Source organism: Streptomyces sp. NPDC002643, from assembly GCF_053592555.1.
Window position 1 is genome coordinate 21,853 of sequence record NZ_JBSFVY010000024.1, and the last position, 25,174, is coordinate 47,026.

Genomic DNA, 25,174 nt, shown 5'->3' on the forward strand with positions numbered 1-25,174 from the left:
GTGGCATGTGAGGGGGTGGAAGGGGGCGAGGGGTGGTGGGGTGGCTTTTGGGGGCGTGGGGGGCGCGGTCATCGGTGTGGGTGCGACAGGGGTGTGGTGGCGGCTTGGGCCGAGGTGAAGTGTCGGCTAGGGACCGGGGTGAAGTGTCGGCCCGGATCAGGATGTTGGGCTGGATCAGGCTCGAATGCGTAGGCCTCTCGGGGTGGCTATGAAGCCTGCGGACTCCAGGAGGGGGCCGTAGGGGGAGGTGAGGGAGGGGGTGGCGTTGACGCGTTCCACGGTGACCGTGCCCAGGGAGCCCGCGCGAGCCGCCGCGGCCAGGGCGGCGGTGGCGTCTTGGAGGCGTGCGTCGTCCATGGGCCTTGCGTCCGGGTCGGCAGGCCAGGCCAGCAGTGTCTTGCCGCCGCGCTCCATGTAGAGGGTCAGCTCGCCGTCCACGAGGACGACCAGGGAACCGGCTTTGCGACCGGGCTTGTGCCCCGCCTCCGTCGGAGGGTCGGGCCACGGGAGGGCGGCACCGTACGCGTTCGCGGGGTCGGCGGCGGCCAGGACCACGGCCCGGGGGGAGGGGGTGGACCGGGCGCGGTGAGGGGAGCGGTTTCTTGCCGAGTACGCGTCCGTGGAAGGTGCGGTGTTCGTGTCCGGTGTGCCGAGCAGCGCGTCGAAGTCGTCGTCCGGGTCGGTGAAGGCGCGCAGGTCGAACTCGGTGCCGAAGCCGTCGGGGACGTCGGTGGCACCCGCGTGGGGGGCCGGGCCGGGTGCGTGAGAGGTCGGGCCGGGGCGATCGGTGGCTGCCCGGTCCGGCAGGGGAGTCCTGTCTTGGCCGTGGGTGATGTCGGTCGAGGTGGTGTGCGGCAGATGCTCGCCCCGTTCGCGGGCGTTGGCCACCGTCCGTAGGCGGTCCACCGCGCCGTCCATCGCGAACTGGGCCGCGCCCAGGCCCTCGACCACATAGCCGCGTCGGGCCTGGCCGGTCTCCTCGAAGGCGGACAGGACGCGGTAGGTCGCGGAGAAGCCCCCTTCGACGCCCTCGGCGGTCACGGCGCCTCGCGTGACCACGCCATGGCGGTCGAGAAGGGTGCGGGCCAGGGCGTGCGCGCGGACCGTGGGGTCGGATTCGAGCGCGGGGAGCAGTGACCAGCGGCCCGCGACCGTGGGCGGGCCGGTACGGGACTGGGGGCGTGCGGCGGCGGTCAGGGAGCCGTAGCGGCCGCGCGGGACCGTGCGTTTGGCGCGGTGGGCCGTGGAGCCGGCGGTGCGGCCCGAGCCCAGCAGGGAGCGCATGGGGGCCAGGGTGTCGTTCGTCAGCCGGCCCGACCAGGCCAGATCCCAGAGCGCGTCGGCCAGTTGAGGGTCGGTGGCGTCCGGGTGGGTGGTGGCGCGGACCTGGTCGGCGATCTGGCGGAAGAACAGGCCGTAGCCGTCGGCGAGCGCGTCCAGGATCGACTGGTGGAGCGCGGTCGGCTCAAGGGGGTGTGGGGGCGGCAGGAGCAGCGGGGCGGTGTCCGCCAGATACAGCGAGACCCAGCCGTCCTTGCCGGGGAGCGCTCCGGCGCCCGCCCAGACGATCTCGCCGGCGGCGGTGAGTTCGTCGAGCATCGCGGGGGTGTAGTGGGCGACCCGGGACGGCAGGACCAGCTTTTCCAGGGCGGAGGCCGGGACGGAAGCTCCCTGGAGTTGCTCGATCGCGCGGACCAGGCCGTCGATCCCGCGCAGCCCGTGACCGCCGCCCACGTGCTGCCACTGGGGCAGGAACTGGGCCAGCGCGGCGGGCGGCACCGGCTCCAGCTCGTGCCGGAGTGCGGCCAGGGAACGGCGGCGCAGTCGGCGCAGCACGGCCGCGTCGCACCACTCCTGGCCGCTGCCCGGATCAAGAGAGGCGGCGCGAAGCGCCTCGTTGGAAGGGTGGTGGTGGGCGACGGGTGGGCGGAACTCGCCCTGCACGATCCGGCCGTTCGCGGCGAGTCGGTGGAGCGCCCCGTCGGTGACGGCCACGCCGAGACCGAAGCGGGCGGCCGCGGTGGCCGAGGTGAAGGGGCCGTGGGTGCGCGCGTGGCGGGCGAGGAGGTCGCCGAGCGGGTCCTTGACCGGCTCGGTGAACGCCTCCGGAACACCGACGGGCAGGGCCGTGCCGAGCGCGTCCCGCAGACGGCCGGCGTCCTCGATCGCCGCCCAGTGGTCGGTTCCGGCGATCCGGACCCGGATGGCGCGGCGGGCCCGGGCCAGCTCCGGCGCCCACTGCGGCTCGGCACCCCGCTCGGCCAACTCGGCCTCGGTGAGCGGGCCGAGCAGGCGGAGCAGGTCGGCGACGCCTTCGGCGTCCTTGACGCGTCGGTCCTCGGTGAGCCATTGAAGCTCGCGCTCCAACTCGACCAGCACCTCGGCGTCGAGCAGTTCGCGCAGCTCCGCCTGGCCCAGCAGCTCCGCCAGGAGCCGTGAGTCGAGGGACAGGGCGGCGGCACGGCGCTCGGCGAGCGGGGAGTCGCCCTCGTACAGGAACTGGGCGACGTATCCGAAGAGGAGCGAACGCGCGAACGGTGACGGCTCGGGCGTGGTGACCTCGACGAGGCGGACCTTGCGGGACTCGATGTCGCCCATCAGCTCGGCGAGGCCGGGGACGTCGAAGACGTCCCGGAGGCATTCGCGGACCGCCTCCAGGACGATCGGGAACGACCCGAACTCGCTCGCCACCTGGAGCAGTTGGGCGGCGCGCTGCCGCTGCTGCCACAGCGGGGTGCGCTTGCCGGGGTTGCGGCGGGGCAGCAGGAGCGCGCGGGCGGCGCACTCGCGGAAGCGGGAGGCGAAGAGGGCTGAGCCGCCCACCTGGTCGGTGACCAACTGGTCGACCTCGCCCTTGTCGAAGGCGACGTCCGCCGCGCCGACGGGTGCCTGCTCGGCGTCGTACTCCATGCCCCCCTTCGTGGGCTCCATGTCGAGGAGGTCCAGGCCCATCAGGTCGGCGTCGGGCAGGCGCAGCACGATGCCGTCGTCGGCGTGCATGACCTGGGCGTCCATGCCGTACCGCTCGGAGAGACGGGCGCCCAGGGCGAGTGCCCACGGGGCGTGTACCTGGGCGCCGAAGGGGGAGTGGACGACGACCCGCCAGTCGCCCAGCTCGTCCCGGAAGCGCTCGACGACGATCGTGCGGTCGTCGGGGACATGGCCGCAGGCCTCGCGCTGTTCGGCCAGGTAGGAGAGCACATTGTCCGCGGCCCAGGCGTCGAGTCCGGCGGCCAGCAGACGCAGCCGGGCGTCCTCCTGGGTGAGGGAGCCCACCTCGCGCAGGAACGCGCCCACCGCGCGGCCCAGTTCGAGCGGACGGCCGAGCTGGTCGCCCTTCCAGAAGGGCAGTCGGCCCGGGACACCCGGCGCCGGGGAGACCAGGACCCGGTCGCGTGTGATGTCCTCGATGCGCCAGGAGCTGGTGCCGAGGGTGAACACGTCCCCGATCCGGGACTCGTACACCATCTCCTCGTCCAGCTCGCCGACCCGGCCGCCGCCCTTCTTGGGGTCGGCGCCCGCGAGGAAGACCCCGAAGAGGCCCCGGTCCGGGATCGTTCCCCCGGAGGTGACCGCGAGCCGCTGGGCCCCGGGGCGGCCCGTGACCGTACCGGCGACCCGGTCCCACACCACGCGCGGGCGCAGCTCGGCGAAGGCGTCGGACGGGTAGCGGCCCGCGAGCATGTCGAGGACGGCCGTGAACGCGGACTCCGGGAGCGAGGCGAAGGGGGCCGCCCGGCGGACCATCGCCAGGAGGTCGTCGAACTGCCAGGTGTCCATCGCCGTCATGGCGACCAGTTGCTGCGCCAGCACGTCCAAGGGGTTGCCGGGGATTCTCAGGGACTCGATGGAGCCGCCGCGCATCCTCTCGGTGACCACGGCGGCCTGGACGAGGTCACCGCGGTACTTGGGGAAGACCACGCCTGTGGAGACGGCGCCCACCTGGTGTCCCGCGCGCCCCACGCGCTGGAGGCCGGAGGCGACCGAGGGCGGCGACTCCACCTGGACGACGAGGTCCACCGCGCCCATGTCGATGCCCAGTTCGAGGCTGGAGGTGGCGACCACGGCCGGCAGCCGACCCGCCTTCAGGTCCTCCTCTACCAGGGCCCGCTGCTCCTTGGAGACCGAGCCGTGGTGCGCCCGCGCGAGCACCGGGGGCGCTCCCTGGGCCGCGCCGGAGCCGCCCATCAGCTGGGCCGGGGCGTGGTGCTCGTCCAGGGGCTCGCCGGTGGCCCGCTCGTACGCGATTTCGTTGAGCCGGTTGCACAGCCGCTCCGCGAGGCGGCGGGAGTTGGCGAACACGATGGTGGAGCGATGGGCCTGGACGAGGTCGGCGATGCGCTCCTCGACATGCGGCCAGATCGACGGTCGCTCCGCACCCTCGTTGCCGTCGGCGACCGGGGAGCCGCCCAACTCGCCGAGATCCTCCACCGGGACGACCACCGAGAGGTCGAACTCCTTGCCGGACGGGGGCTGGACGATCTCGACCTTGCGGCGGGGGGAGAGATACCGCGCGACCTCGTCGACGGGGCGCACGGTGGCGGACAGGCCGATCCGGCGTGCCGGCCTCGGCAGCAGCTCGTCGAGCCGCTCCAGGGAGAGCGCGAGATGGGCGCCGCGTTTGGTGCCCGCGACCGCGTGCACCTCGTCAAGGATCACCGTCTCCACGCCGGTGAGCGCGTCGCGCGTGGCCGACGTCAACATCAGGAACAGGGACTCGGGGGTGGTGATCAGGATGTCCGGCGGACGTGTGGACAGCGCGCGGCGCTCGGCGGCCGGGGTGTCACCGGAGCGGATGCCCACCTTCACCTCGGGCTCAGGCAGCCCCAGACGCACCGACTCCTGACGGATACCGGTCAGCGGACTGCGCAGATTCCGCTCCACGTCCACCGCGAGGGCCTTCAGCGGCGACACGTACAGCACCCGGCAGCGCTTCCTCGGGTCGGCCGGGGGAGGCGTCGACGCCAGCTGGTCCAGCGCGGCCAGGAACGCGGCCAGGGTCTTGCCGGAGCCCGTCGGGGCCACCACCAGCACGTCCGAGCCCTCGCCGATCGCCCGCCACGCGCCGGCCTGGGCCGCGGTGGGCGCGGAGAACGCCCCCGTGAACCAGCCGCGGGTCGCGGGGGAGAAGCCGTCGAGGGCTCGATCTGCGGAGCTGACCATGCCCCCATCCTGCACCCACCCACTGACAACGGCCCGGACCTGCGGAAACGCGGTCGCTGGGGTGGTGGGGAAGGCTGCGGGGCGGGCGGGACCGCTGAAGGCTAGGGAGCACCGGCGGGCATCGGTCGGGCGGCGACGCAGAATGGGGGCATGGCAGGTTCGGCGGAGCGCGCGCGGCACTGGCGGTACTCGGACCTTCCCGGCGTGGATCTGCTGCGGGCCCGCTACATCGAGAAGAGGTTCGTGCGGCACACCCACGAGCACTTCGTGATCGCCGCGATAGCCGACGGGGTGGAAGTCTTCCAGCACGGCGGCACCGACCAGTACGCGGGCCCGGGAACGCTCGCCCTGGTCAACCCCGACACCCCGCACACGGGCCGGGCGGGCGTCCCCGAGGGCTGGCGGTACGGCGTGGTCTACCCGTCGCCGGGGGTCGTGGCCGAGATCGCCGCCGAGACCACCACGATCCGCGGCACCCCCGGCTTCATCAGCCCCGTCCTCGACGACCCGTACGCGGCGGGCCTCGTCCACCAGGTGCTGAGGGCCGCGGACGAGGGCAACGCGCTCGCCGCCGACACCCTGCTCCGGGTCACCGTGACCCGGCTGCTGCGCCTGAACGGCGGACCGCTTCCCCAACGCGCCGTCCGCACGGCCGGCGCCCGCGTCGCCGCACGCGCGCGTGCCGTGCTGGAGGAGCGCATGGCGGAGCCGCCGACACTGGAGCGGCTCGCCGCTGACCTCGGCACCAGCCCCTTCGCCCTGCTACGGGCCTTCCGCAGCGCCTACGGCATGCCACCGCACACCTGGCTGACGGACGCCCGCGTGCGCCGCGCCCGCAGCCTGCTCGACGCGGGCACGCCTCCCGCCGAGGCCGCCGTCGCCGTCGGCTTCACGGACCAGCCCCACCTCAACCGCCACTTCAGCCGGATCGTGGGCGTGCCCCCGGGCGCGTACCAGAAGGAGCGCGCGGCAGGTCCTGCATGAGGCACGCGCGTGTGAGGGCGACGTCGGCCGCCGGCCATCGGGAAGGAACGCGTGGGCGCCGCAAGAACGTACAAGACTCCTGACGGTGGCTGCTCCTATCGTCCCGGACGTGGCAGAGCAGACAGCTTTCGTAGGCGTTGACGACGCAGGTGGACCCAAGCCGGACCGAGCCGTCGTCCGGGACGCCCTGGGAGTCGGGGTGGCCGTCGGACTGTCCGGGTTCGCCTTCGGGGTGACCTCGGCCGGCAGCGGGCTCAGCCTGCCGCAGACCTGCGCGCTGAGCCTCCTGGTGTTCACCGGCGCCTCCCAGTTCGCCCTGGTGGGCGCCCTCGCGGCCGGCGGCAATCCCTTCACGGCGGCTGCCGGAGCCTTCTTCCTGGGGATGCGCAACGCGTTCTACGGGCTGCGTCTGTCACAGTTGCTCGCCCTCCCGCGCGCGATACGGCCGTTCGCCGCCCAGTGGGTCATCGACGAGACCACGGTCGTCGCCCTCGCCCAGCCCACCCGCCGCGCCGCCCGCATCGGGTTCACCGTCACCGGGCTGAGCCTCTATGTGCTGTGGAACCTCACCACACTGCTCGGCGCACTCGGCGCCGAGGCCATCGGCGACACCGACGCATGGGGCCTCGACGCCGCCGGACCCGCTGTCTTCCTGGCGCTGCTCGCACCGATGGTGAAGACCACCAGGGAGCGGGTCGTGGCCGGTACGGCCGTCGTCCTGGGGCTCGGCCTGCTGCCCGTGCTGCCCGCCGGAGTGCCCGTTCTGGTGTCCGCCCTGGCCGCCCCGATCGTCCTCTGGGCGGAGGGGCGCCGGAAGACCCACCACGGGCGAGTGGACGCGGAGGACGATCCGCGAGGCCACCTCCTGGACGACCGCCAGGAGAGCCGACAGGGGACGGACCGATGAACGTCTGGATCGCGATCGCCGTGACCGCCCTCGGCTGTTACGCCGTCAAGCTCATCGGTCTCCTGGTCCCCGAGGGAGTCCTGCAACGCTCCCTCGTGCAACGGCTGGCCGCCCTGCTCCCCGTGGCCCTCCTCGCCGCTCTCACAGCCCAGCAGACCTTCGCCGACGGCCAGGTGCTCGTGCTGGACGCGAGGGCCGCAGGGCTCGCCGCAGCGGCCCTCGCGCTGCTCCTGCGCGCTCCCTTCCTGGTCGTCGTGGCGGCGGCGGTGGTCGTGACGGCCGGGGTACGGGCGCTCACCGGCTGAGGCGAGCCGGGGTGAGCGGGGATCTGATCCTGGCTCAGCCGAGGGGACGCCCGTACGCGCGGAGCGTGCGCAGCGCTTCGATCGTCACGATGGGACGGCTCTCCAGGGAGGTGCTCGGTGCCCACTGGCGCCATCGGACGGGCCAGCCGCCGTCCTCCTGCTGCTCGCTTTCCAGGTGGTCGAGGGAGAGGGCCATCTCCTCGTCGGTGAACCACGCGCGCGCGAGCGACTCCGGAGTACGCGCGAAGTCGTGCGGGAAGTGGTGCTCGCCCGGCGCGTAACCGGCCGACACCGGAAAGTCCTCCAGCCGGTCCGGGGCCAGCACGGCGAGCCGCTGCTCGCGCACCAGACGGCCCAGCCGGTCGCCTGCCGCCCGCGCGCGTGGGCGGTCGGGTACGGAATCCAGGAACGCCACGGCGGCCTGGACCTCGTAGGGGTGCGACTTCTCCAGGGACTCGACCGCCTGCCAGCAGAAGTCGGTGGCCCGGAACAGCCACGCGTGCCATACCTGGTTGCGGTGCAGGAGCCCGACCACCGGCCCGGTGGCCAACAGATCACTGGGCGGGTCGTCGACGATCGGTACGAAGGGAGCGGCCGGATAACCCCGTTGGGCGGGGTGCACCGCAGGAAGGGCGCCGTCGGCGGTCGACACCGAGGTCAGATAGCGGCACACGCGTTCCGCCCGCTGTCCACCGCACCGTCCGATCGAGTCCAGGACCTTCAGCGCGTGCCCGGTGTGCAGGGGCTGGCTCACGGGCCCGCGCAGATCGGGTTCGAGCGCGTGACCGTATCCCTCGTCGGCGTTGTGGTAGGCGGCCAGCGCGGTCTCGACCGCGTCGGCGCTCCCGTTCAGGAAGTGGTACGCGAAGCGGCGCTGCTCCAGCACGCGCGCGGTCAGCCAGACGAACCGCTCGGCGCGGACCAGCGGAGTGTGCGCCGGGGGCGACGAGGGGCGTGGGGATGCTCCGGTTTCGGCCATGCGTCAGACCGTAGGGCGGAAAGCGGTGTCGGCAAGCCGTCCCGGCCGGGCCCACCCCCTGGGGCGGGATACTGGAGTCATGCGGTTGACGGTCTTCTGGCAGCGGATGGCGGATCACTTCGGTGAGGGATACGTCGAAACCTTCGCGCGCGATCATGTGATGTCCGAACTCGGCGAACGTACGGTCCACCAGGCGCTGGACGCCGGCTGGGAGGCCAAGGACGTGTGGCGCGTGGTGTGCGCGACCATGGGCGTTCCGGCCGAAAACCGCTGAAAGAGACACGCGCTTCGACGGACGGTCGTCCATTGCCAGCCCGCAGGACACGGGGGCGGGGACTGATTGTCAGTGTGGTGGGCGAGACTTGGTCCGTGGCCCCCACAGACGAGACCGCGCAGATCGAGCCCCAGGCATCCCCGTTCGGTACGCCGCCGCCCGCCGGGCCCCCGGCCGGACCCGGCGCCGCATCGAGCGCCCGCATGCCCCGCTGGCTTCCGCGCGCCATGGTGCTGGCGCTGTCGCTCGTCGCCGTCTTCCAGCTGGGCAGCTGGGCCTTCCACCAGCTCATCGGGTTGTTGATCAACATCCTGATCGCGTTCTTCCTGGCGCTCGCGATCGAGCCCGCGGTGAGCTGGATGGCCTCGAAGGGGCTGCGCCGGGGCTTCGCCACGTGCCTCGTCTTCCTGATCACGCTGGTCGGGGCCGCCGGATTCGTCACCCTGCTCGGCTCGATGCTCGCCGGCCAGATCATCAAGATGGTCGAGGACTTCCCGGCGTACCTCGACTCGGTCATCAGCTGGATCAACACGAGCTTCCACACCGAGCTGAGGCGCGTCGACATCCAGGAGGGGCTGCTCCGCTCCGACTGGCTGCAGAGGTATGTGCAGAACAGCGCGACCGGCGTCCTGGACGTCTCCGCACAGGTCCTGGGCGGCCTGTTCCAGCTGCTGACGATCGCCCTGTTCTCGTTCTACTTCGCCGCCGACGGACCGCGGCTGCGCCGGGCGCTGTGCTCCGTGCTGCCGCCCGCCAGACAGGCGGAGGTGCTGCGCGCGTGGGAGATCGCCGTCGACAAGACCGGTGGCTATCTGTACTCGCGCGGCCTGATGGCGCTGATCTCCGGCGTCGCGCACTACATCCTGCTGGAGTACCTGACCGTTCCCTACGCGCCCGCCCTCGCGGTCTGGGTGGGCCTGGTCTCGCAGTTCATCCCCACCATCGGCACCTATCTCGCGGGTGCCCTGCCGATGCTGATCGCCTTCACGGTCAACCCCTGGTACGCCCTGTGGGTGCTCGTCTTCGTGGTCATCTACCAGCAGTTCGAGAACTACATGCTGCAGCCGAAGCTGACCGCCAAGACCGTGGACATCCACCCGGCCGTCGCCTTCGGATCGGTCATCGCCGGGACCGCGCTCCTCGGCGCGGTCGGCGCGCTCATCGCCATCCCCGCCGTCGCCACCCTGCAGGCGTTCCTCGGCGCGTACGTGAAGCGGTACGACGTCACGGACGACCCCCGGGTGCACGGCCACCGCAGACGCGGCTCGGGAAGCCTCCTCACCCGGATACGCAGACGCCCACAGGAGCCGGAGAGCGCGACCGGGCCCGACACGGACATCCTGGCGCGCGTGCGTGAGCGGCTGGGGACGTTGGAGCCGAAGTGGGGCGCGAAGCGGGCGACGGGCGACCGGGCGGAGCGAGGCGACGCCACCGCGCGCTCGGACGCCACACGCCCCGACACGGAGAGCCCCGACACGGAGAGCCCGGGTACGGAAAGCCCGGACACGGCGTCCGTCGCCGACGCCGGAGGAGAAGGCGGCACCGGACGGGAAGGCGGCACCGGGTCGGAAGACAGTACCGAGCCGCAAAACGGCACCCGCTAGAGCGGCGCTTCCGCCCGGCGGCGAGCCCGATCGAGGCGCGACTCCCGCCTCCCCACCCCTGTACACGGCCCACGGCCGGATGCCGATTCCCGGCATCCGGCCGTTGTCGTGCCGGTGGGCGGCCCACTCCCCCGGGAGCCGCGTGGTGCGCTTGACACCAAAATCGAACATCCATTCTTATGGAGGCTCCGGCGGGGCCTGGAAGGGGCATTTCGCAAGGGTTTTCGTGGAGAAGTGCCCGAGTTATCCACAGGCTGGGCGGGCGTCGGGGCCCATTGTCAGTGGCAGGCGTTAGCGTCTTTCACGTGAAGCGATCGAATCAAGCAAACCGGGTGGAACCCATGGCAGGAACCGACCGCGAGAAGGCGCTCGACGCCGCGCTCGCACAGATTGAACGACAATTCGGCAAGGGCGCGGTCATGCGCATGGGCGAGCGGTCGAAGGAGCCCATCGAGGTCATCTCGACCGGCTCGACCGCTCTCGACGTGGCCCTCGGTGTGGGCGGCCTGCCGCGTGGCCGCGTCGTGGAGATCTACGGCCCCGAGTCCTCCGGTAAGACGACCCTGACCCTGCACGCGGTGGCGAACGCGCAGAAGGCCGGCGGCCAGGTCGCCTTCGTGGACGCGGAGCACGCCCTCGACCCCGAGTACGCGAAGAAGCTCGGCGTCGACATCGACAACCTGATCCTGTCCCAGCCGGACAACGGCGAGCAGGCCCTGGAGATCGTGGACATGCTGGTCCGCTCCGGCGCCCTCGACCTCATCGTCATCGACTCCGTCGCCGCGCTCGTCCCACGCGCGGAGATCGAGGGCGAGATGGGCGACAGCCACGTGGGTCTGCAGGCCCGGCTGATGAGCCAGGCCCTGAGGAAGATCACCAGCGCGCTCAACCAGTCCAAGACCACCGCGATCTTCATCAACCAGCTCCGCGAGAAGATCGGCGTGATGTTCGGCTCCCCGGAGACCACGACCGGTGGCCGGGCGCTGAAGTTCTACGCCTCGGTGCGCATCGACATCCGCCGCATCGAGACCCTGAAGGACGGCACGGAGGCGGTCGGCAACCGCACCCGCTGCAAGGTCGTCAAGAACAAGGTCGCCCCGCCCTTCAAGCAGGCCGAGTTCGACATCCTCTACGGCCAGGGCATCAGCCGCGAGGGCGGTCTGATCGACATGGGCGTGGAGCACGGCTTCGTCCGCAAGGCCGGCGCCTGGTACACGTACGAGGGCGACCAGCTCGGCCAGGGCAAGGAGAACGCGCGCAACTTCCTCAAGGACAACCCGGACCTGGCCAACGAGATCGAGAAGAAGATCAAGGAGAAGCTGGGCGTGGGGGTGCGGCCCGAGGAGCCCACCGCCGAGCCGGGTGCCGACGCGGCGGTCTCGGCGACGCCCGCCGCCACGGACGACGCCGCGAAGCCGGCGTCCGCCACCGCGGCCAAGACCCCCAAGACCAAGGCCGCAGCGGCGAAGAGCTAGTCCGTGACACGCAGAACGGACTGGGGCGAGTACGCATACCCCAGTGCCCCCGAGAGCCGGGGGCGCCGGGGTACCGGAAAAACCGCCGGGGACGGGTTCGGACCGCTGGAAGGGTTCGGGCCGGCCGATGGACTGGGACCAATGGAGGAGCCGGGGCCGTACGGCCCCGAGGCGGACGGTGTCGGGCGCGGCAGAAGCGGCCGCGGTCGGCGTCGGCGTGGCTTCGGGGAACCGGTGGACGGACCGGACTCCGGCCCGGGCGGCGGGAATTCGCCGACCGGGGGGCCGAAGGACGGGGGTTCTTCTTTCTCGTCGAGGGCCGGGAAAGAGGAGTCCTCAGGGGACCCGGCTGAGCGGGCGCGAGCGATCTGCCTGCGCCTGCTCACCGGGACCCCGCGCACCCGGAAGCAGCTCGCCGACGCCCTCCGCCAGCGTGAGATCCCCGACGACGTGGCGGACGAGGTGCTGTCACGGTTCGAGGAGGTCGGTCTGATCGACGACAGCGCGTTCGCGGATGCCTGGGTGGAGTCCCGCCACCACGGCCGGGGCCTGGCCCGGCGGGCCCTCGCCCGGGAGTTGCGTACCAAGGGCGTCGACTCGGCGTTGATCGACGAAGCCGTCGGCCAGCTCGACTCGGAGCAGGAGGAGGCCACCGCGCGCGAGCTCGTCGCCCGCAAACTGCGCTCCACACGGGGCCTCGACCGCGACAAGCGCCTGCGCCGCCTCGCGGGCATGCTCGCCCGCAAGGGCTACGCCGAGGGCATGGCCCTCCGGGTCGTCCGGCAGGCGTTGGAAGAGGAGGGGGAGGACACGGAGGGGTTGGAGGACGGGGGGTACTGAGACAAGAGGTACTGAGCCGACGCTGCCGAGACGGGGGAGGAGATGCGGTCATGGGTGACGGGATCGAGTGGTTGGCGGACCAGGACGACTGGTCGCACACCGTGTTCTTCGCTCGTGGAGTGACACCGGAGGAGCTCGGAGCGCGCTTGGGCGGGCTGCCGGCGTCGGTTCCCCCACCGCTCACGGGCCAGGAGGCCTGGGACCGTGTGATGGATCTCGGCACGGACGAGGAGACCGTGGCGCGGGTCGGTTCCGAGGCGGGATGGGCCTTTGCCGTCCTGTACGGGTTCGAGGACGGCGGGGATCGGCTGCAGGACATAGCCCGGGGCGCGGAGGCGATACAGCTGGTCCCGGCCTGGGACCATCCACCGGCGAGGTTCTCCTATGCCGAGGACGGGACCCTGGCCTGTTCGTTCGGCATAGGCGAGGAAGCGTGGCGCGTGGGCGAACGGCCCGATCTGTTGCTGCCCGAGCTGGTCGACGCCGGTGTACTGCACCCGGACGGCACATACGCCGGGCCGGACGGCTCCGACCACCGCGTACGGGTCAGGAACACCCTGGCCGTCATACAGCGACGATTCGGGGTCTCCCTGTCCCGGGACGACGTGGAGCGCAGCCGCCTTCCCGCCTTTGTGATCAGCTCCGGCCGACTGCCCTGACCGCCCTGATCACCCGTTGGCGATACGAGGCTGCTGTGATCCGGTAGCGGTGGTGAAACCGCCATGGTTGCTCTCCAGGACCCTCATGGCGATCACCAGGACGTCACGAAGCTGTTGTCACCGGAAGCCCGGCAGCCTTCCAGGCCTGGAAGCCGCCGATCAGGTCTGTCGCCCGGTGCAGCCCCAGCTGATGGAGGGAGGCGGCCGCGAGGCTGGAGGCGTAGCCCTCGTTGCAGATGACGATGACGTGCAGGTCGTGGTCGGTGGCTTCGGGGGCGCGGTGGCTGCCCCGGGGGTCCAGACGCCACTCCAGTTCGTTGCGTTCGACGACGAGGGCGCCGGGGATGAGGCCGTCGCGGTCGCGCAGCGCGGCGTAGCGGATGTCGACCAGGAGGGCCTCACCCGCCTGCGCGGCGTCGAATGCCACCTGCGGCTCCACCCGGCCCAGGCTCGCCCGGACCCGCTCCAGCAACTCGTCGATGCCGACGGGGGTGTTCGCCGGGGCGTCGGCGGGGCCGTGCGCCGGGGCGGCCGTGGGAGTGTCGACGGCGTCCCCGGCACCCGTCGGGCGGTCGATGTGGCTGCTCACTGCCAGTCCTCCGGGCGTTCGACCTGCTCCAGACGCAGCACCTGACCGGTGCGGCTGTAGCGGCGGATGCGGGGCAACGGGGGGTGGTAGGCGTGGACGGAGATCGCATGACGGTCCGGGGACTCGTTGAGGACCTCGTGCACGTGATGGCGGCCGAAGGAGCGGCCCTTGCCGGCGGTCAACTGCCGTTCGCGGTCGACGCCTTCGGTGAGTTCGAGGGTTTGCCAGCCGTCGGTGGGCAGTCGGGCGGCGAGGGAGTTCTCCTTGAGCGCACCGGCGGCGGTGACGAAGGCGCCCACCGAGTCGGCGTGATCGTGCCAGCCGGTTCCGGTGCCGGGCGGCCAGCCGATGAGCCACGCCTCACTGCCGCCGGGGCCGTCGAGTCGTACCCACGTACGACCCTCGGGGTCGAGCGGAAGCGAGGCGATCAGCTCGGCGTCGGCGGCGACACGGCGTACGAAGTCAAGCAGTTCGGCTTGGGACGGGGCCGGGGCGGCTGGTGCGGAGGCGGGGTGAGCGGAGGCTGGGCCCGAGGGGGCGGGGGAGGGGGGCGGGGACACAGACACGGGTACCGTCCTGAAGTGCGTTCGCGGTGGGCGCGCGCAGGCCCATGGGCGGTGCGCGCGGGAAGTGAGGGTGGCGAATTCAGCAGGACGGACGACACACGCAGCCCGCATAGCGGAGGAGGTCCATATGGACCCTCCGCCACAGGCGTGTAGAGGTGTCGGTCACGGACCGGAGTACACCATGACCGCGAGGAACGGTCAACTGACCGTAAACATGTGGACACACAGTGACGGCCGATCCGAGAACGGTTGATCGAGAGCAGTTCGAGCGTGGAGTGATCGAGTCTCGGAGTGCGCGATCCGGCAAGGGGACGCTCCGGGAGTGCGCGCTTCGAGAACAGGCGCTCCGGGAGTGCGCGTTCGTCCCCGCGCGCCCCTGGCCCCGGCCCGCACCGCGGAAGACTGTGCCGCATGGCGGCGCACTCCACCACCCGGCGCCTCCCTCACCCCGAGCGTGACCCAGCCGTCGCCTCGGTCGCCTCGGTCGTCTCGGGCTGTTGCCTCGCCCCGCCGAGCGTGGCCTCGGCCGCCGCGTACAGGTCGGTCGGGCGTACCCCGGTGAGCGCGGTGACGAGGTGGCCGTCGGGGCGGACGAGGAGGACGGTGTGGGCGGCGGCCCCGGGGTAGCTCTCGGCGACCAGGAGCTCGGCGGAGTGCGGGAGGGCGGACACGGCGGCCGCGAGCCGGGGCATGATACCGGCGCTCACCCAGTGCTTGCGCTCCCACACCCCCGTACCCGGCGCGACCAGCACCACCAGCAGCGCTCCACGCCCGAGCCGATCCCGCAGCTGGACGAACGTGCCGTCCTCGGCGGTGACTTGGACGTCCGCGACCTGGGCGCCCGGTTCGGTGTCGACCGGTGCCTCCGACTCGGCGGGCGGGGGCATCAGCGGTGAGTCGGTGTACGCCCCCGGCGCACCCAGTTGGCCGCGCCCCAGATGGCCTTCGGCGAGCAGCGCGTCATGGCCCCGGCCCGAGCCGGGGACGTACGAGCGCAGCCCTTTGCCGCCGCGCAGGAGTGGCAGCACCTGGTCGGCGGTGCGCAGGCGCGCGGCGACGACCGCGCGCCGCTCGGTCTGGTAGCTGTCGAGCAGGGCCTCGTGCGGGCCGTGGTGCCAGGCCAGGGCGAGTTTCCAGGCGAGGTTGTCGGCGTCCCGCAGGCCCTCGTCGAGGCCCTGGGTGCCGAGTGCGCCGAGCAGATGCGCCGCGTCCCCGGCGAGGAAGACCCGCCCGACCCGCCAACGCCGGGCGAGCCGGTGGTGAACGGTGTGCACGCCGGTGTCCAGCAGGTCGTACGGCGGCGTGGAGCCGCCGGTCCAGCCCGCGAGGGTCTCGCGGACACGGGCGACGAGGAGTTCGGGTGTGACCAGGTCCTTGCCCGGGGGCAGGAGCCAGTCGAGGCGCCAGACACCGTCGTTGAGCGGGCGAGCGGCCACTTCGCCGCCGGAGGGGCCCGTTGTCCGCCACGGCGGCATACGGTGCAGCAACGCTTCTCCGGGCCAGGGGAGTTCGGCGCGCAGCGCGGCCACGGCGTGGCGCTCCACGGCCGTGCGACCGGGGAAGCGGATGTCCTGGAGCTTGCGGACCGTTGAACGCGGCCCGTCGCAGCCGACGAGGTAACTGCCGCGCCACCATGTGCTCTTGGGACCGCGGGTGTGGGCCGTGACGCCGGACGTCTCCTGTTCGATGGCGTCGACACGGCTTTCCACGGCGATCTTGACGAGCCGTTCGCCGGCGATGGCGTCCCGCAGAGCGGTGGTCAGGACGTGCTGGGCGATGTGGAGCGGCGGGAGATCGGCAGAGCCTTCGACGGTGTCGTCCGTGCCGCTGCGAGGGCCTCCCGCACCGATCTGAGGATGCGTTTCGCCAAATGCCTCGAACCGTACGTGGCGCATCAGCTGCTTGCGGCGCATCGACCGCCAACCGGTCCAGCGGAAGCCGGCCTCGGTGAGAGGGACACCGGACAACCGTTCCAGCAGGGCGGCGGTGTCCTCGTGTAGTACGGCTGTTCGTGCGAGCCGCTGTTCGTCCTTGCCGGGTCCTTCGTCGAGGACCACGGACGGAACTTCCTGGCGGGCCAACGCGAGGGCGAGCGCGAGCCCCACGGGCCCCGCCCCGACGATGATCACCGGGTCCACGGCGCGGCGCCCCCTGCCCGCAGCGGTGTCCTGGCGGACGTATCTGAACAGGAAGTTGGAGCAGGGTGCACGATCACAGAACGTATGCAACCCATTGCCGGGGTTTGCGTCAAGTGACGGAGGCAGTGGCGGTCGGGCCGTTGGCCCTGAGATGTTCTCCCATGTCTACAGCGTGCCTCTGGGCGTCGTGTCATGCGGGAGCCATCGCGTGAATGCGGATCGGGATCGGGGAGTGCCTGGGCGGGTGGGGTCCGACGAACGATCAGCGCCCCCCTGCTCGGTTGCCGAGCTGAGGAACGACTCCCGCTCGGGAGTCGTTGACGCACTCCGTGGCATAGGCGCGGATGGCGTGTGCCTCAGAGTGGGTACAGCGTATGAGCCGTTGTAGCGGCTGGCCAACGCTCTTGCGTTCAGTAGCGGCCACGAGCAGTTAGGTGCGGGCCGTTTCGCAGGCTCAAGTCTGGCGAAGCGCCCGGCGATCCAGGCCAACGACTGATCGGACATCGCCGGCCAGCATGCTGGGCCTGCGGCCACCGCATAATCTTCAGGAGTCCACACGTTCCCGATGATCACGCGGTGACCTGCCGATCTAGCTGGGGCTCGTCACAAGATCACGAAACCGCTAACTGGCCTTTGTGATGATGCCGCCACCCACGACAAAGGTGAGCGGTGGGCAGTGGACTATGGAAAGTCCCTTGGACTTCCAAACCGAAGGATAGCGAACGATCGCTTTGCCGCCGCTGTCGGGACTGCACGTCACGGTCGCCTTGTAGTGCCCGCCATTGCTGTTACGGCACTGAGCCTCCCAGCCTTCTCCGTACTTGCCGTTGGAGCACCCGGTCGGCCAGGCCATGATGGACACATCACCCGAGACTGATGCATGTCCCGTAGAGGCCGCATTTGCCGTTCCCTGGAGTCCGAGAGTGAAACAGGCTGCCATTCCCATGGCGGCAAGCATGCTCGAATGCTTCTTCTTCAATGCTCAGCTTCTTTCTCGAATGATCCGGTCGCTTTCTAGACTCGGGTCTCGATTCCTGCGGAAACCGCTTTGGAGTCCCCCTGGCAGTATGCTCGGGAATCTCCCGTCTGCTTCCATGGGCCCACCAGGGCATGCACCTTCCCTTCCGGGTACTTGCATCTGACGAGGGCTCGGTAAGATCCGCCGTTGTGATTTCGGCAGTTGGCGACGCTTCCCCATGAACCCCAGACCTCATAGTTGCAACCGGTGGGCCGCGCCATGATGTTGACGTCAGAGGCTGATGCGGGAGCTCCGGTGCCAATAGACACCATGCCGATCAGTAATATTCCAAATGCCTGGGCGGCGACTGTCCGGCGAATGTGAATGCTCTTCAGCAACTTTCTTCACCTACTTTCTCTGCGGCAAAAGTCCGTGACTTTGCCTGACGAGAAGCAGGAGGCATGGCATTGGTCTATATGCCGTGCTTCCCCCTGCGTGCAGAGAGATTTTCGTCCTCTGCATGCTCATGACGATTTCATGTCTGACGGGACTCGGGCAAGCGTGAGGTTGAAATTCTGAGGGTTATTTGAGCTTCGTGTCGCTGAACATCGAAAGAAAAGAGGAAAGTCTGGAACGGGAAGCCGCTGAGGGTGACTGAGGCGTTAATTTTCGGTCGTGCGACGGCTTGAATTCGTGCGTATAGTTTTCGCCGCAAGATGGCCAGAATTCGTCGACTCGTTTCCCGTCAATCATGCTATTGGCTCGAATCGGCTGGGTTCTGAAGTGAACGGGTCGTACGCCCGGTACTGGTCGCCGTCGGCACAGGAAGCGTTGCGGATGCGCGCCGTGGCCGCGTTGGTCGAGGGCCGTGGCCGCGAGGATGCCGCTGCGACGTTCAGGGTCTCGCTCAGGGCGGTGAATAACTGGTAGTCGAAGTGGCTGGTCGGGGGGGCTCCTCTATATCTTTCGTCAACGGAGGTGTGGGGTTCGGTGTTCGTAGAAGGTGCCGTCGCCGGCGGTGACCAGCAGGACGGCGGCGGTCCTGGCCGCAACCCCCGGCATCGAGGTCAGAACAGGGGAAAGAGGGTGTTCCCCCCCCCAGCAAGGTCTCGACGTGGAATTCCGGGCCCGGCGTTGCTCGTGGACGGCGATGAGTGAGCGGAGCGGCGACGGGATGACGAGGTCGAGGGTGCAGGTGCTGGCAACGATGTCTGGGGCCGTGGGCCTGATGGTTTCGACGATCTGCGGCGGCTGGCTTTGCGCAGTCGATCAGTTCCAGTGAGCGTCGGGTGTGCGCCATCACGCGGGCCGCATCTGCGATCACTGCGGCGTCCTTCGCGTCGGTCTTCGCCTCTCCCGGAAACAGGTCGGCGATCCGGTGCATGGCAAGTCCGGGCAGGTAGGCGGTCTTGTGGCCCGTATCGCGAGCGACGGCCAGCCGGAGGGCGCGGATCGAGGCGGGTCGGTCCACGATCACCAGGAGGGTGTCGACTTCGCGGTCAGTTTGCCGAAGACGGCCCCAGCTTCGGCTCACTGTCGGGTAGCTGGTTTTCGAAGACTTTCTTGGCGGAGCCGGGGTCAGCCCGCCTTCCGGATGGTCCTGGAATGCGATGGAGGGGCAGTGGCGATCACGCCACTGCCCCTCCGGGGGACTGATTTGAGGGACACCCAAGACGGTTGTCACCTGATTAATCGTCAGATGTCTTTCTTTTCGACGTAGGTGTGGAGGCCGGGCGCACCGCCGCCTTCCCCGCCGGTGGCCGTCGTGCCCCCGATCGCCGCTGCTGGAATCACCGCGCCGGTCGACTTCTTGCCTCGCCTCAGCCGTCCCTCCAGCCAGCTCGCGAAGCTGGTAATGATGAAGTTCAGGATGATGAAGATGATCGCCACCACGACGAAGCTTGGGATGACGTTGGCGTAGTTGGCCGCCAAGGTGCCGCGGGAGTTGAGCAGTTCGGGGAAGGTCAGCATCACGCCGCCGAGCGCGGTGTCCTTCACGATGACCACGAGCTGGCTGACGATGGCCGGCAGCATCACGGTGACGGCCTGCGGCAGCAGGATGGTGCTCATCGTCTGGCCCTTGCGCAGGCCGATTGCCTTGGCGGCCTCCGTCTGGCCCTTGGGAAGGGCGAGGATGCCGGCACGTACGACCTCGGCGAGGACCGAGGCGTTGTAGAGCACCAGGCCGGTGACGACCGCGTAGAGGGGCCGGACATCGCTGCTGAGGTTCGTGGAGCGGACGTAGAACTGGAAGGCGAACAGCATCAACAGCAGTACGGGGATCGCTCGGAAGAACTCGACCACGGCACCGGCCGGGATACGGATCCACCGGTGGTCGGAGAGGCGCGCGATACCGAACAGTGCGCCCAGCGGAAGAGCGATCACCATGGCCAGCCCTGCGGCCTTGAGCGTCTCCGCGAGGCCCGGCAGCAGATACGTCGTCCACGCCTGGGACGTGGTGAACGGCTCCCAGAGCTTCCACTCCAACTGCTTCTTGTCATCCAGCGTCTTCCAGACCCACCACACGAGCAGTGCGAGCAGCACGACGAAGACCGCGGTGAGGATCGCGTTGCGCTGTTTGGCCCTGGGGCCGGGGGCGTCATAGAGAACGGAACTCATCGCTTCACCGCCAGTCGCTTGCTCAGCCAGCCGAGGAGCAGGCCGGTGGGCAGGGTCAGTACCACGAACCCGAAGGCGAAGACGGCTGCGATGAGCACGGTCTGAGCCTCCTTCTCGATCATCGACTTCATCAGGAGCGCGGCCTCTCCCACACCGATCGCCGCCGCCACGGTGGTGTTCTTGGTCAGTGCGATCAGTACGTTGGCCAGAGGGCCGATGACCGAGCGGAACGCCTGGGGGAGCACGATGAGCGTCAGGACTTGGCTGAAGCTCAGCCCGATGGCGCGTGCGGCCTCGGCCTGGCCGACGGGCACGGTGTTGATGCCGGAACGCAGCGCCTCGCAGACGAAGGCCGCCGTGTAGGCGACGAAGCCGAGAATGGCGAGTCGGAAGCCCTGGAGCTCGAAGTCGTCCGGCGCGCCCATCGTCATGCCGAAGATGTCGGCGAGGCCGAGGGAGGTGAAGACGATGATGACGGTCAGGGGGATGTTCCGCACGATGTTCACATAGGCGGTGCCGAAGCCGCGCATCAGGGGAACGGGGCTTACTCGCATGGCGGCCAGCACGGTTCCCCAGATCAGGGAGCCGATCGCTGAGAACAGGGTGAGCTGAATCGTCACCCAGAAGGCGCCCAACAGGGTCGGGTCGTCGTATTTAGAAAGGAAGTCGAACACTGTCTCCCGCGCTTCCGGGTGTGTGTGACGTGCGTACGTGGAAGGCGCGGCGCGCCGCCGTCCGCACCGCGCCTTGCGGCGGACGGCGGCGCGCCTGATGACCCGCGCTTGTCGCGGATGCCCGCGCTACTCGACGATGTCGCCGATCTTCGGGGCGGGCTCGTTCTTGTAGTTGGCCGGGCCGAAGTTCTCCTTGACCGCGGTCTCCCAGGAACCGTCGCTGACCATCTTCTCCAGCGCGGCGTTGATCTTGTCCACGGTCGCAGTGTCGCCCTTCTTGACACCGATGCCGTAGTTCTCATTGCTGAGCTTCAGACCCGCGAGCTTGAACTGCCCCTTGTACTGCTCCTGGGAGGCGAAGCCGGCGAGGATCGAGTCGTCCGTGGTCACGGCGTCGACAGCGCCGCTCTGCAGGCCGGCGATGCACTCGGAGTAGGTGCCGTTTTCCTTCAGCTGGGCCTTCGGAGCGATCGACTCCTTGACGTTCTGCGCCGAGGTGGAGCCGGTCACGGAGCAGAGCTTCTTGCCGTTGAGGTCTTCGCCCTTGGCGATGTCCGCGTCGGTCTTGACCAGCAGGTCCTGGTGGGCCAGCAGGTAGGGACCGGCGAAGTCGACCAGCTTCGCGCGCTCGTCGTTGATCGAGTAGGTGGCCGCGATGAACTTGACGTCGCCGCGATCCAACGCGTTCTCACGGTCGGCGCTCTTGGTTTCGATGAACTCGATCTGGTCGGCCTCGTAACCGAGTTCCTTGGCCACGTAGGTGGCCACATCCACGTCGAAGCCGGAGAAGGTGCCGTCCGGCTCCTTCAGGCCGAGACCGGGCTGGTCGTACTTGATGCCGACCTTGATCTTGCCGCCACCGCTGGAACCGGAGTCCGAGCCGCTGTCGTTCCCGTCGTCACCACCACAAGCAGTGGCCGTGAGGGCGAGGACGAGAGCGGTGGCCGCGGCGGCCGAGACCTTGCGAAGCTTCATGGTGAACATCCTTTGGCTGATGAAGAGATGCGGACCGTCGTGGTGCGGGTGCCATGGGCCGGTGCCGGCCTCGGCCGGTCGTCAGTGGTGGAGGATCTTCGAGAGGAAGTCCTTGGCCCGGTCGCTGCGGGGATTGCTGAAGAACTGGTCCGGCACAGCCTCTTCGACGATGCGGCCGTCCGCCATGAAGACCACCCGGTTGGCCGCCGAACGGGCGAAGCCCATCTCGTGGGTGACCACGACCATGGTCATGCCGTCCCGGGCGAGCTGCTGCATGACCTCCAGGACCTCGTTGATCATCTCGGGGTCGAGGGCCGAGGTCGGCTCGTCGAAGAGCATGACCTTCGGGTCCATCGCCAGCGCCCGCGCGATCGCGACACGCTGCTGCTGACCACCCGAGAGCTGCGCGGGGTACTTGTCCGCCTGGGTGCCCACGCCGACCCGGTCCAGCAGGTTCCGGGCCTTCTCCTCGGCCTTCTTCTTGTCGGCCTTGCGGACCTTGATCTGTCCCAGCATCACGTTCTCCAGCACCGTCTTGTGTGCGAAGAGATTGAACGACTGGAACACCATGCCGACATCGGCCCGCAGTCGCGCGAGCGCCTTGCCCTCGGCGGGAAGCGGCTTGCCGTCGATCAGGATGTCGCCGGAGTCGATCGACTCCAGCCTGTTGATGGTGCGGCACAGGGTGGACTTGCCGGACCCGGAGGGCCCGATCACCACGACGACCTCACCCCTGGCGATGGTCAGATCGATGTCCTGGAGTACGTGCAACGCGCCGAAGTGCTTGTTGACGTTCTTCAGGACGACCAGATCATCGGTCGCGGCCACGGCGTCCTTGGCCACCGAAACTTCGGTCATCGCTTTCTGGCTCCGTCCTCCTCGGTTTCGGGAGGACAGTAGTGACCGCCGACGACCAGCGTCATTACATCTGAGCGAGAATTGAGCATAACGATCTGGTAGCCGGGCGAACACCGCACGTAATGGCTGCGCGGGGGTGCGTACCGGCTGCGTAACGGAACCCTCGGGGAACCTGTACGGCCTTGACGGCGTCCTCACTCATCAGTGTGACTCCAAGGGGCAGACCGCGCATGCAGGTGCCGTGGATATGGCCGTGGGCAAGACCGATGGGGCCGATGCACGTCCACCGGCGCCTGGCGTCTGATGTACGCCTGGCGTCTGATGTACGTCTGACCCTCGGGCGATCGCCTGACCTTCGGGCAATGTGCCCGGTCCATGGGCGTCCGCCCGGCACATGCGCCACCATGAATGACCGAACGTACGAACGAGTGAACCGGAGGGGGCCGGAATGAGGCTTCTCCTCGTCGAGGACGACAACCATGTCGCGGCCGCCCTGTCGGCGGTCCTGACCAGGCACGGCTTCGACGTCACACATGCCCGCAGCGGTGAGGAGGCCCTCCAGGCGCTCGTCCCCGAGGGCGCCGGCTTCGGCGTCGTCCTGCTCGACCTCGGCCTGCCCGACCAGGACGGCTACGAGGTCTGCGGCAAGATCCGCAAACGCACCAGCATCCCGGTGATCATGGTCACCGCCCGCTCCGACGTGCGATCACGCATCCACGGCCTCAACCTCGGCGCCGACGACTACGTGGTCAAGCCGTACGACACCGGCGAACTGCTCGCCCGTATCCACGCCGTGGCCCGGCGCCGAGGTCCCGACGAGGCCACCGCACCCGGCGAGCCGGGACTGCGCCTCGGGCCCGTGCTCATCGAACTGCCCACCCGCCAGGTCAGCGTCGACGGCACGGTCGTCCAGCTGACCCGCAAGGAGTTCGATCTGCTCGCGCTGCTGGCCCAGCGGCCCGGTGTGGTCTTCCGCCGGGAGCAGATCATCAGCGAGGTGTGGCGCACCAGCTGGGAGGGGACCGGGCGCACCCTCGAAGTCCATGTCGCCTCCCTGCGGTCCAAGCTGCGCATGCCCGCCCTGATCGAGACGGTGCGAGGGGTCGGCTACCGGCTGGTGGCCCCGACACCGTAGCGTTCCGGCGTGCGCACTCGTCTCCTTCCGCTGCTCATCGTCCTGATGGCCGCCGTGCTGCTGGCACTCGGCATCCCGCTGGCGGTGAGCCTCGCGGCGGCGCGACAGCAGGAGGTGGTCGTCGACCGCATCGACGACACGGCGCGCTTCGCGGCCCTCGCCCAGTTCGTCACCGACCCGCCCAACTCCCGTACGGACACTTCCACCGACGGCCGCCAGGAGACCCTCCAGCGCGAACTCGACCAGTACTTCCGGGTGTACGGCATCAAGGCCGGTGTCTTCTACCGCGCCGAGGAGCAGCCGCCCATGGCCAGGGCCCCCTACGACTGGGGCGTGCCCCTGGAGGGCGAGGGCCTCGCTGCCTTCGACGAGGCGCTGCTCGGTCGCCGCCCGCACGATCCCGAACAGGTGTGGCCCTGGCAGAACGGCCGGCTCGTCGTCGCCTCCCCGGTCATCCGCGACGGTGATGTCGTCGCCGTCGTCGTCACCGACTCGCCCACCGGGCAGATGCGCTCCAAGATCCTGCGCGGCTGGCTGGTGATCGCCGCGGGTGAGTTCGCCGCGATGCTCCTCGCCGTGGGCGCCGCGCTCCAGCTGACCGGCTGGGTCCTCAAGCCCGTACGCGTCCTCGACGCCACCACCCACTCCATCGCCTCCGGACGTCTGAAGTCCCGGGTCGCAGTGGCCAGCGGACCGCCCGAACTCCGGCGGCTGGCACGGTCGTTCAACGAGATGGCCGACAACGTCGAGGACGTGCTCGAACAGCAGCGTGCCTTCGTCGCCGACGCCTCGCACCAACTGCGCAACCCGCTCGCCGCGTTGCTGCTGCGCATCGACCTCCTCGCCCTCGAACTCCCCGAGGACAACGAGGAGATCGCCTCCGTACGCACCGAGGGCAAGCGGCTCGCCCAGGTCCTCGACGACCTCCTCGACCTCGCGCTCGCCGAGCACGCCGAGGCCGACCTGAGGATCACCGACGTCGGCGAACTGACCGCCGAACGCGTCGCCTCCTGGTCGCCCGTCGCCGACGACAAGGGCGTACGACTGGTCGGCGACTGCCCGGCCACCACCGCCTGGGCCGACCCGGTCGCCCTCTCCAGCGCCCTCGACGCGATCATCGACAACGCCCTGAAGTTCACGCCCGCCGGGGAGACCGTCGAGGTCAAGGTCGCCTCCAACGGACAGTCCTCCACGGTCGTCGTCACCGACGGCGGGCCCGGCCTCAGCGACGAGGAACTGGAGCGCGTCGGCGACCGCTTCTGGCGTAGCACCGCCCACCAGAACATCAAGGGCTCGGGCCTCGGCCTCTCCATCTCCCGGGCCCTCATCGCCTCCGGCGGCGGCGCCATCGCGTACGCCCACCACGAGCCCCACGGCCTGAAGGTGACGGTGACGGTGCCCAGGGCACGCCCGCTGGGCTGAGTTCCGCGGGGCCGGGCCCGGATGGGGCGATGGGGCTTCCGATGGGCTGA

Annotated in this window: 21 protein-coding genes and 1 pseudogene; 10 read left to right on the forward strand and 12 right to left on the reverse strand. The window is 69.8% G+C overall.

The features are described 5' to 3' along the window. Positions 1–174: 174 nt before the first annotated feature. Complete coding sequence (locus ACWD4G_RS31150; protein WP_451299302.1) at positions 175–5,163, reverse strand: ATP-dependent helicase; 4,989 nt, start codon at positions 5,161–5,163, stop codon at positions 175–177. Positions 5,164–5,313: 150 nt separating this feature from the next. Between ACWD4G_RS31150 and ACWD4G_RS31155 the strand changes: the two genes are divergently transcribed. From ACWD4G_RS31155 to ACWD4G_RS31165, 3 genes are all read left to right on the forward strand, one after another. Then, positions 5,314–6,147, forward strand: a complete 834-nt coding sequence (locus tag ACWD4G_RS31155; protein ID WP_451299304.1) for an AraC family transcriptional regulator — start codon at positions 5,314–5,316, stop codon at positions 6,145–6,147. 109 nt (positions 6,148–6,256) lie between these two features. Continuing rightward, positions 6,257–7,054, forward strand: coding sequence for an AzlC family ABC transporter permease (locus ACWD4G_RS31160; protein ID WP_451299306.1), 798 nt, complete (start codon positions 6,257–6,259; stop codon positions 7,052–7,054). Further along, complete coding sequence (locus tag ACWD4G_RS31165; protein WP_451299308.1) at positions 7,051–7,359, forward strand: AzlD domain-containing protein; 309 nt, start codon at positions 7,051–7,053, stop codon at positions 7,357–7,359. Before ACWD4G_RS31160 ends, ACWD4G_RS31165 begins: the two co-directional genes overlap by 4 nt. A gap of 34 nt (positions 7,360–7,393) precedes the next feature. Here the strand turns inward: ACWD4G_RS31165 and ACWD4G_RS31170 are convergent, their stop codons facing one another. Then, complete coding sequence (locus tag ACWD4G_RS31170) at positions 7,394–8,338, reverse strand: hypothetical protein (RefSeq protein WP_451299310.1); 945 nt, start codon at positions 8,336–8,338, stop codon at positions 7,394–7,396. Positions 8,339–8,417: 79 nt separating this feature from the next. On the opposite strand from ACWD4G_RS31170, the gene ACWD4G_RS31175 reads away from it, so the two are divergent. The 5 genes from ACWD4G_RS31175 to ACWD4G_RS31195 all read left to right on the forward strand — a co-directional run bounded on the left by ACWD4G_RS31175 (position 8,418) and on the right by ACWD4G_RS31195 (position 13,190). Continuing rightward, complete coding sequence (locus ACWD4G_RS31175) at positions 8,418–8,612, forward strand: DUF3046 domain-containing protein (protein ID WP_451299312.1); 195 nt, start codon at positions 8,418–8,420, stop codon at positions 8,610–8,612. A gap of 203 nt (positions 8,613–8,815) precedes the next feature. Then, positions 8,816–10,216 (forward strand): AI-2E family transporter, encoded by a 1,401-nt coding sequence (locus ACWD4G_RS31180; RefSeq protein ID WP_451299534.1) that lies wholly within the window; start codon positions 8,816–8,818, stop codon positions 10,214–10,216. A gap of 341 nt (positions 10,217–10,557) precedes the next feature. Then, a complete protein-coding gene (gene recA / locus ACWD4G_RS31185; RefSeq protein WP_451299314.1) occupies positions 10,558–11,691 on the forward strand; it encodes a recombinase RecA in 1,134 nt (377 codons plus the stop codon). A 3-nt stretch (positions 11,692–11,694) separates the two neighbouring features. Further along, positions 11,695–12,531, forward strand: coding sequence for a recombination regulator RecX (recX, locus tag ACWD4G_RS31190; RefSeq protein WP_451299316.1), 837 nt, complete (start codon positions 11,695–11,697; stop codon positions 12,529–12,531). Positions 12,532–12,581: 50 nt separating this feature from the next. Beyond that, positions 12,582–13,190 (forward strand): DUF6461 domain-containing protein, encoded by a 609-nt coding sequence (locus tag ACWD4G_RS31195; RefSeq protein ID WP_451299318.1) that lies wholly within the window; start codon positions 12,582–12,584, stop codon positions 13,188–13,190. A gap of 103 nt (positions 13,191–13,293) precedes the next feature. On the opposite strand, the gene ACWD4G_RS31200 is transcribed toward ACWD4G_RS31195, so the two are convergent. The 10 genes and pseudogenes from ACWD4G_RS31200 to ACWD4G_RS31245 all read right to left on the reverse strand — a co-directional run bounded on the left by ACWD4G_RS31200 (position 13,294) and on the right by ACWD4G_RS31245 (position 22,567). Continuing rightward, entirely contained in the window at positions 13,294–13,671 is a 378-nt protein-coding gene (locus ACWD4G_RS31200) for a rhodanese-like domain-containing protein (protein WP_451299536.1), read from the reverse strand. 104 nt (positions 13,672–13,775) lie between these two features. Further along, on the reverse strand, positions 13,776–14,345 hold the full coding sequence (locus tag ACWD4G_RS31205) for a cysteine dioxygenase (RefSeq protein ID WP_451299320.1): 570 nt from the start codon (positions 14,343–14,345) through the stop codon (positions 13,776–13,778). 79 nt (positions 14,346–14,424) lie between these two features. Then, a complete protein-coding gene (locus ACWD4G_RS31210) occupies positions 14,425–14,571 on the reverse strand; it encodes a putative leader peptide (RefSeq protein ID WP_451299322.1) in 147 nt (48 codons plus the stop codon). A 217-nt stretch (positions 14,572–14,788) separates the two neighbouring features. Beyond that, a complete protein-coding gene (locus tag ACWD4G_RS31215; RefSeq protein WP_451299324.1) occupies positions 14,789–16,483 on the reverse strand; it encodes an FAD-dependent monooxygenase in 1,695 nt (564 codons plus the stop codon). 622 nt (positions 16,484–17,105) lie between these two features. Beyond that, the gene (locus ACWD4G_RS31220; RefSeq protein WP_451299326.1) at positions 17,106–17,462 is read right to left on the reverse strand and encodes a hypothetical protein; all 357 of its coding nucleotides are present in this window, start codon (positions 17,460–17,462) and stop codon (positions 17,106–17,108) included. A gap of 975 nt (positions 17,463–18,437) precedes the next feature. Beyond that, a pseudogene (locus ACWD4G_RS31225) lies at positions 18,438–19,053 on the reverse strand (IS110 family transposase); the annotation flags it as partial. A gap of 83 nt (positions 19,054–19,136) precedes the next feature. Beyond that, positions 19,137–20,060: an amino acid ABC transporter permease gene (locus tag ACWD4G_RS31230; protein ID WP_451299328.1), complete on the reverse strand. Its 924-nt coding sequence runs from the start codon at positions 20,058–20,060 to the stop codon at positions 19,137–19,139. Continuing rightward, on the reverse strand, positions 20,057–20,734 hold the full coding sequence (locus ACWD4G_RS31235) for an amino acid ABC transporter permease (protein ID WP_451299330.1): 678 nt from the start codon (positions 20,732–20,734) through the stop codon (positions 20,057–20,059). Before ACWD4G_RS31235 ends, ACWD4G_RS31230 begins: the two co-directional genes overlap by 4 nt. 126 nt (positions 20,735–20,860) lie before the next feature. Beyond that, a complete protein-coding gene (locus ACWD4G_RS31240; protein WP_451299332.1) occupies positions 20,861–21,709 on the reverse strand; it encodes a glutamate ABC transporter substrate-binding protein in 849 nt (282 codons plus the stop codon). Between the two features lie 81 nt (positions 21,710–21,790). Next, positions 21,791–22,567: an amino acid ABC transporter ATP-binding protein gene (locus ACWD4G_RS31245; protein WP_451299334.1), complete on the reverse strand. Its 777-nt coding sequence runs from the start codon at positions 22,565–22,567 to the stop codon at positions 21,791–21,793. Between the two features lie 448 nt (positions 22,568–23,015). Here ACWD4G_RS31245 and ACWD4G_RS31250 point away from each other — a divergent pair, with 448 nt between their 5' ends. Continuing rightward, a complete protein-coding gene (locus ACWD4G_RS31250) occupies positions 23,016–23,702 on the forward strand; it encodes a response regulator transcription factor (RefSeq protein ID WP_451299336.1) in 687 nt (228 codons plus the stop codon). Positions 23,703–23,711: 9 nt separating this feature from the next. Further along, on the forward strand, positions 23,712–25,124 hold the full coding sequence (locus tag ACWD4G_RS31255; RefSeq protein WP_451299337.1) for an ATP-binding protein: 1,413 nt from the start codon (positions 23,712–23,714) through the stop codon (positions 25,122–25,124). Positions 25,125–25,174 lie beyond the last annotated feature (50 nt).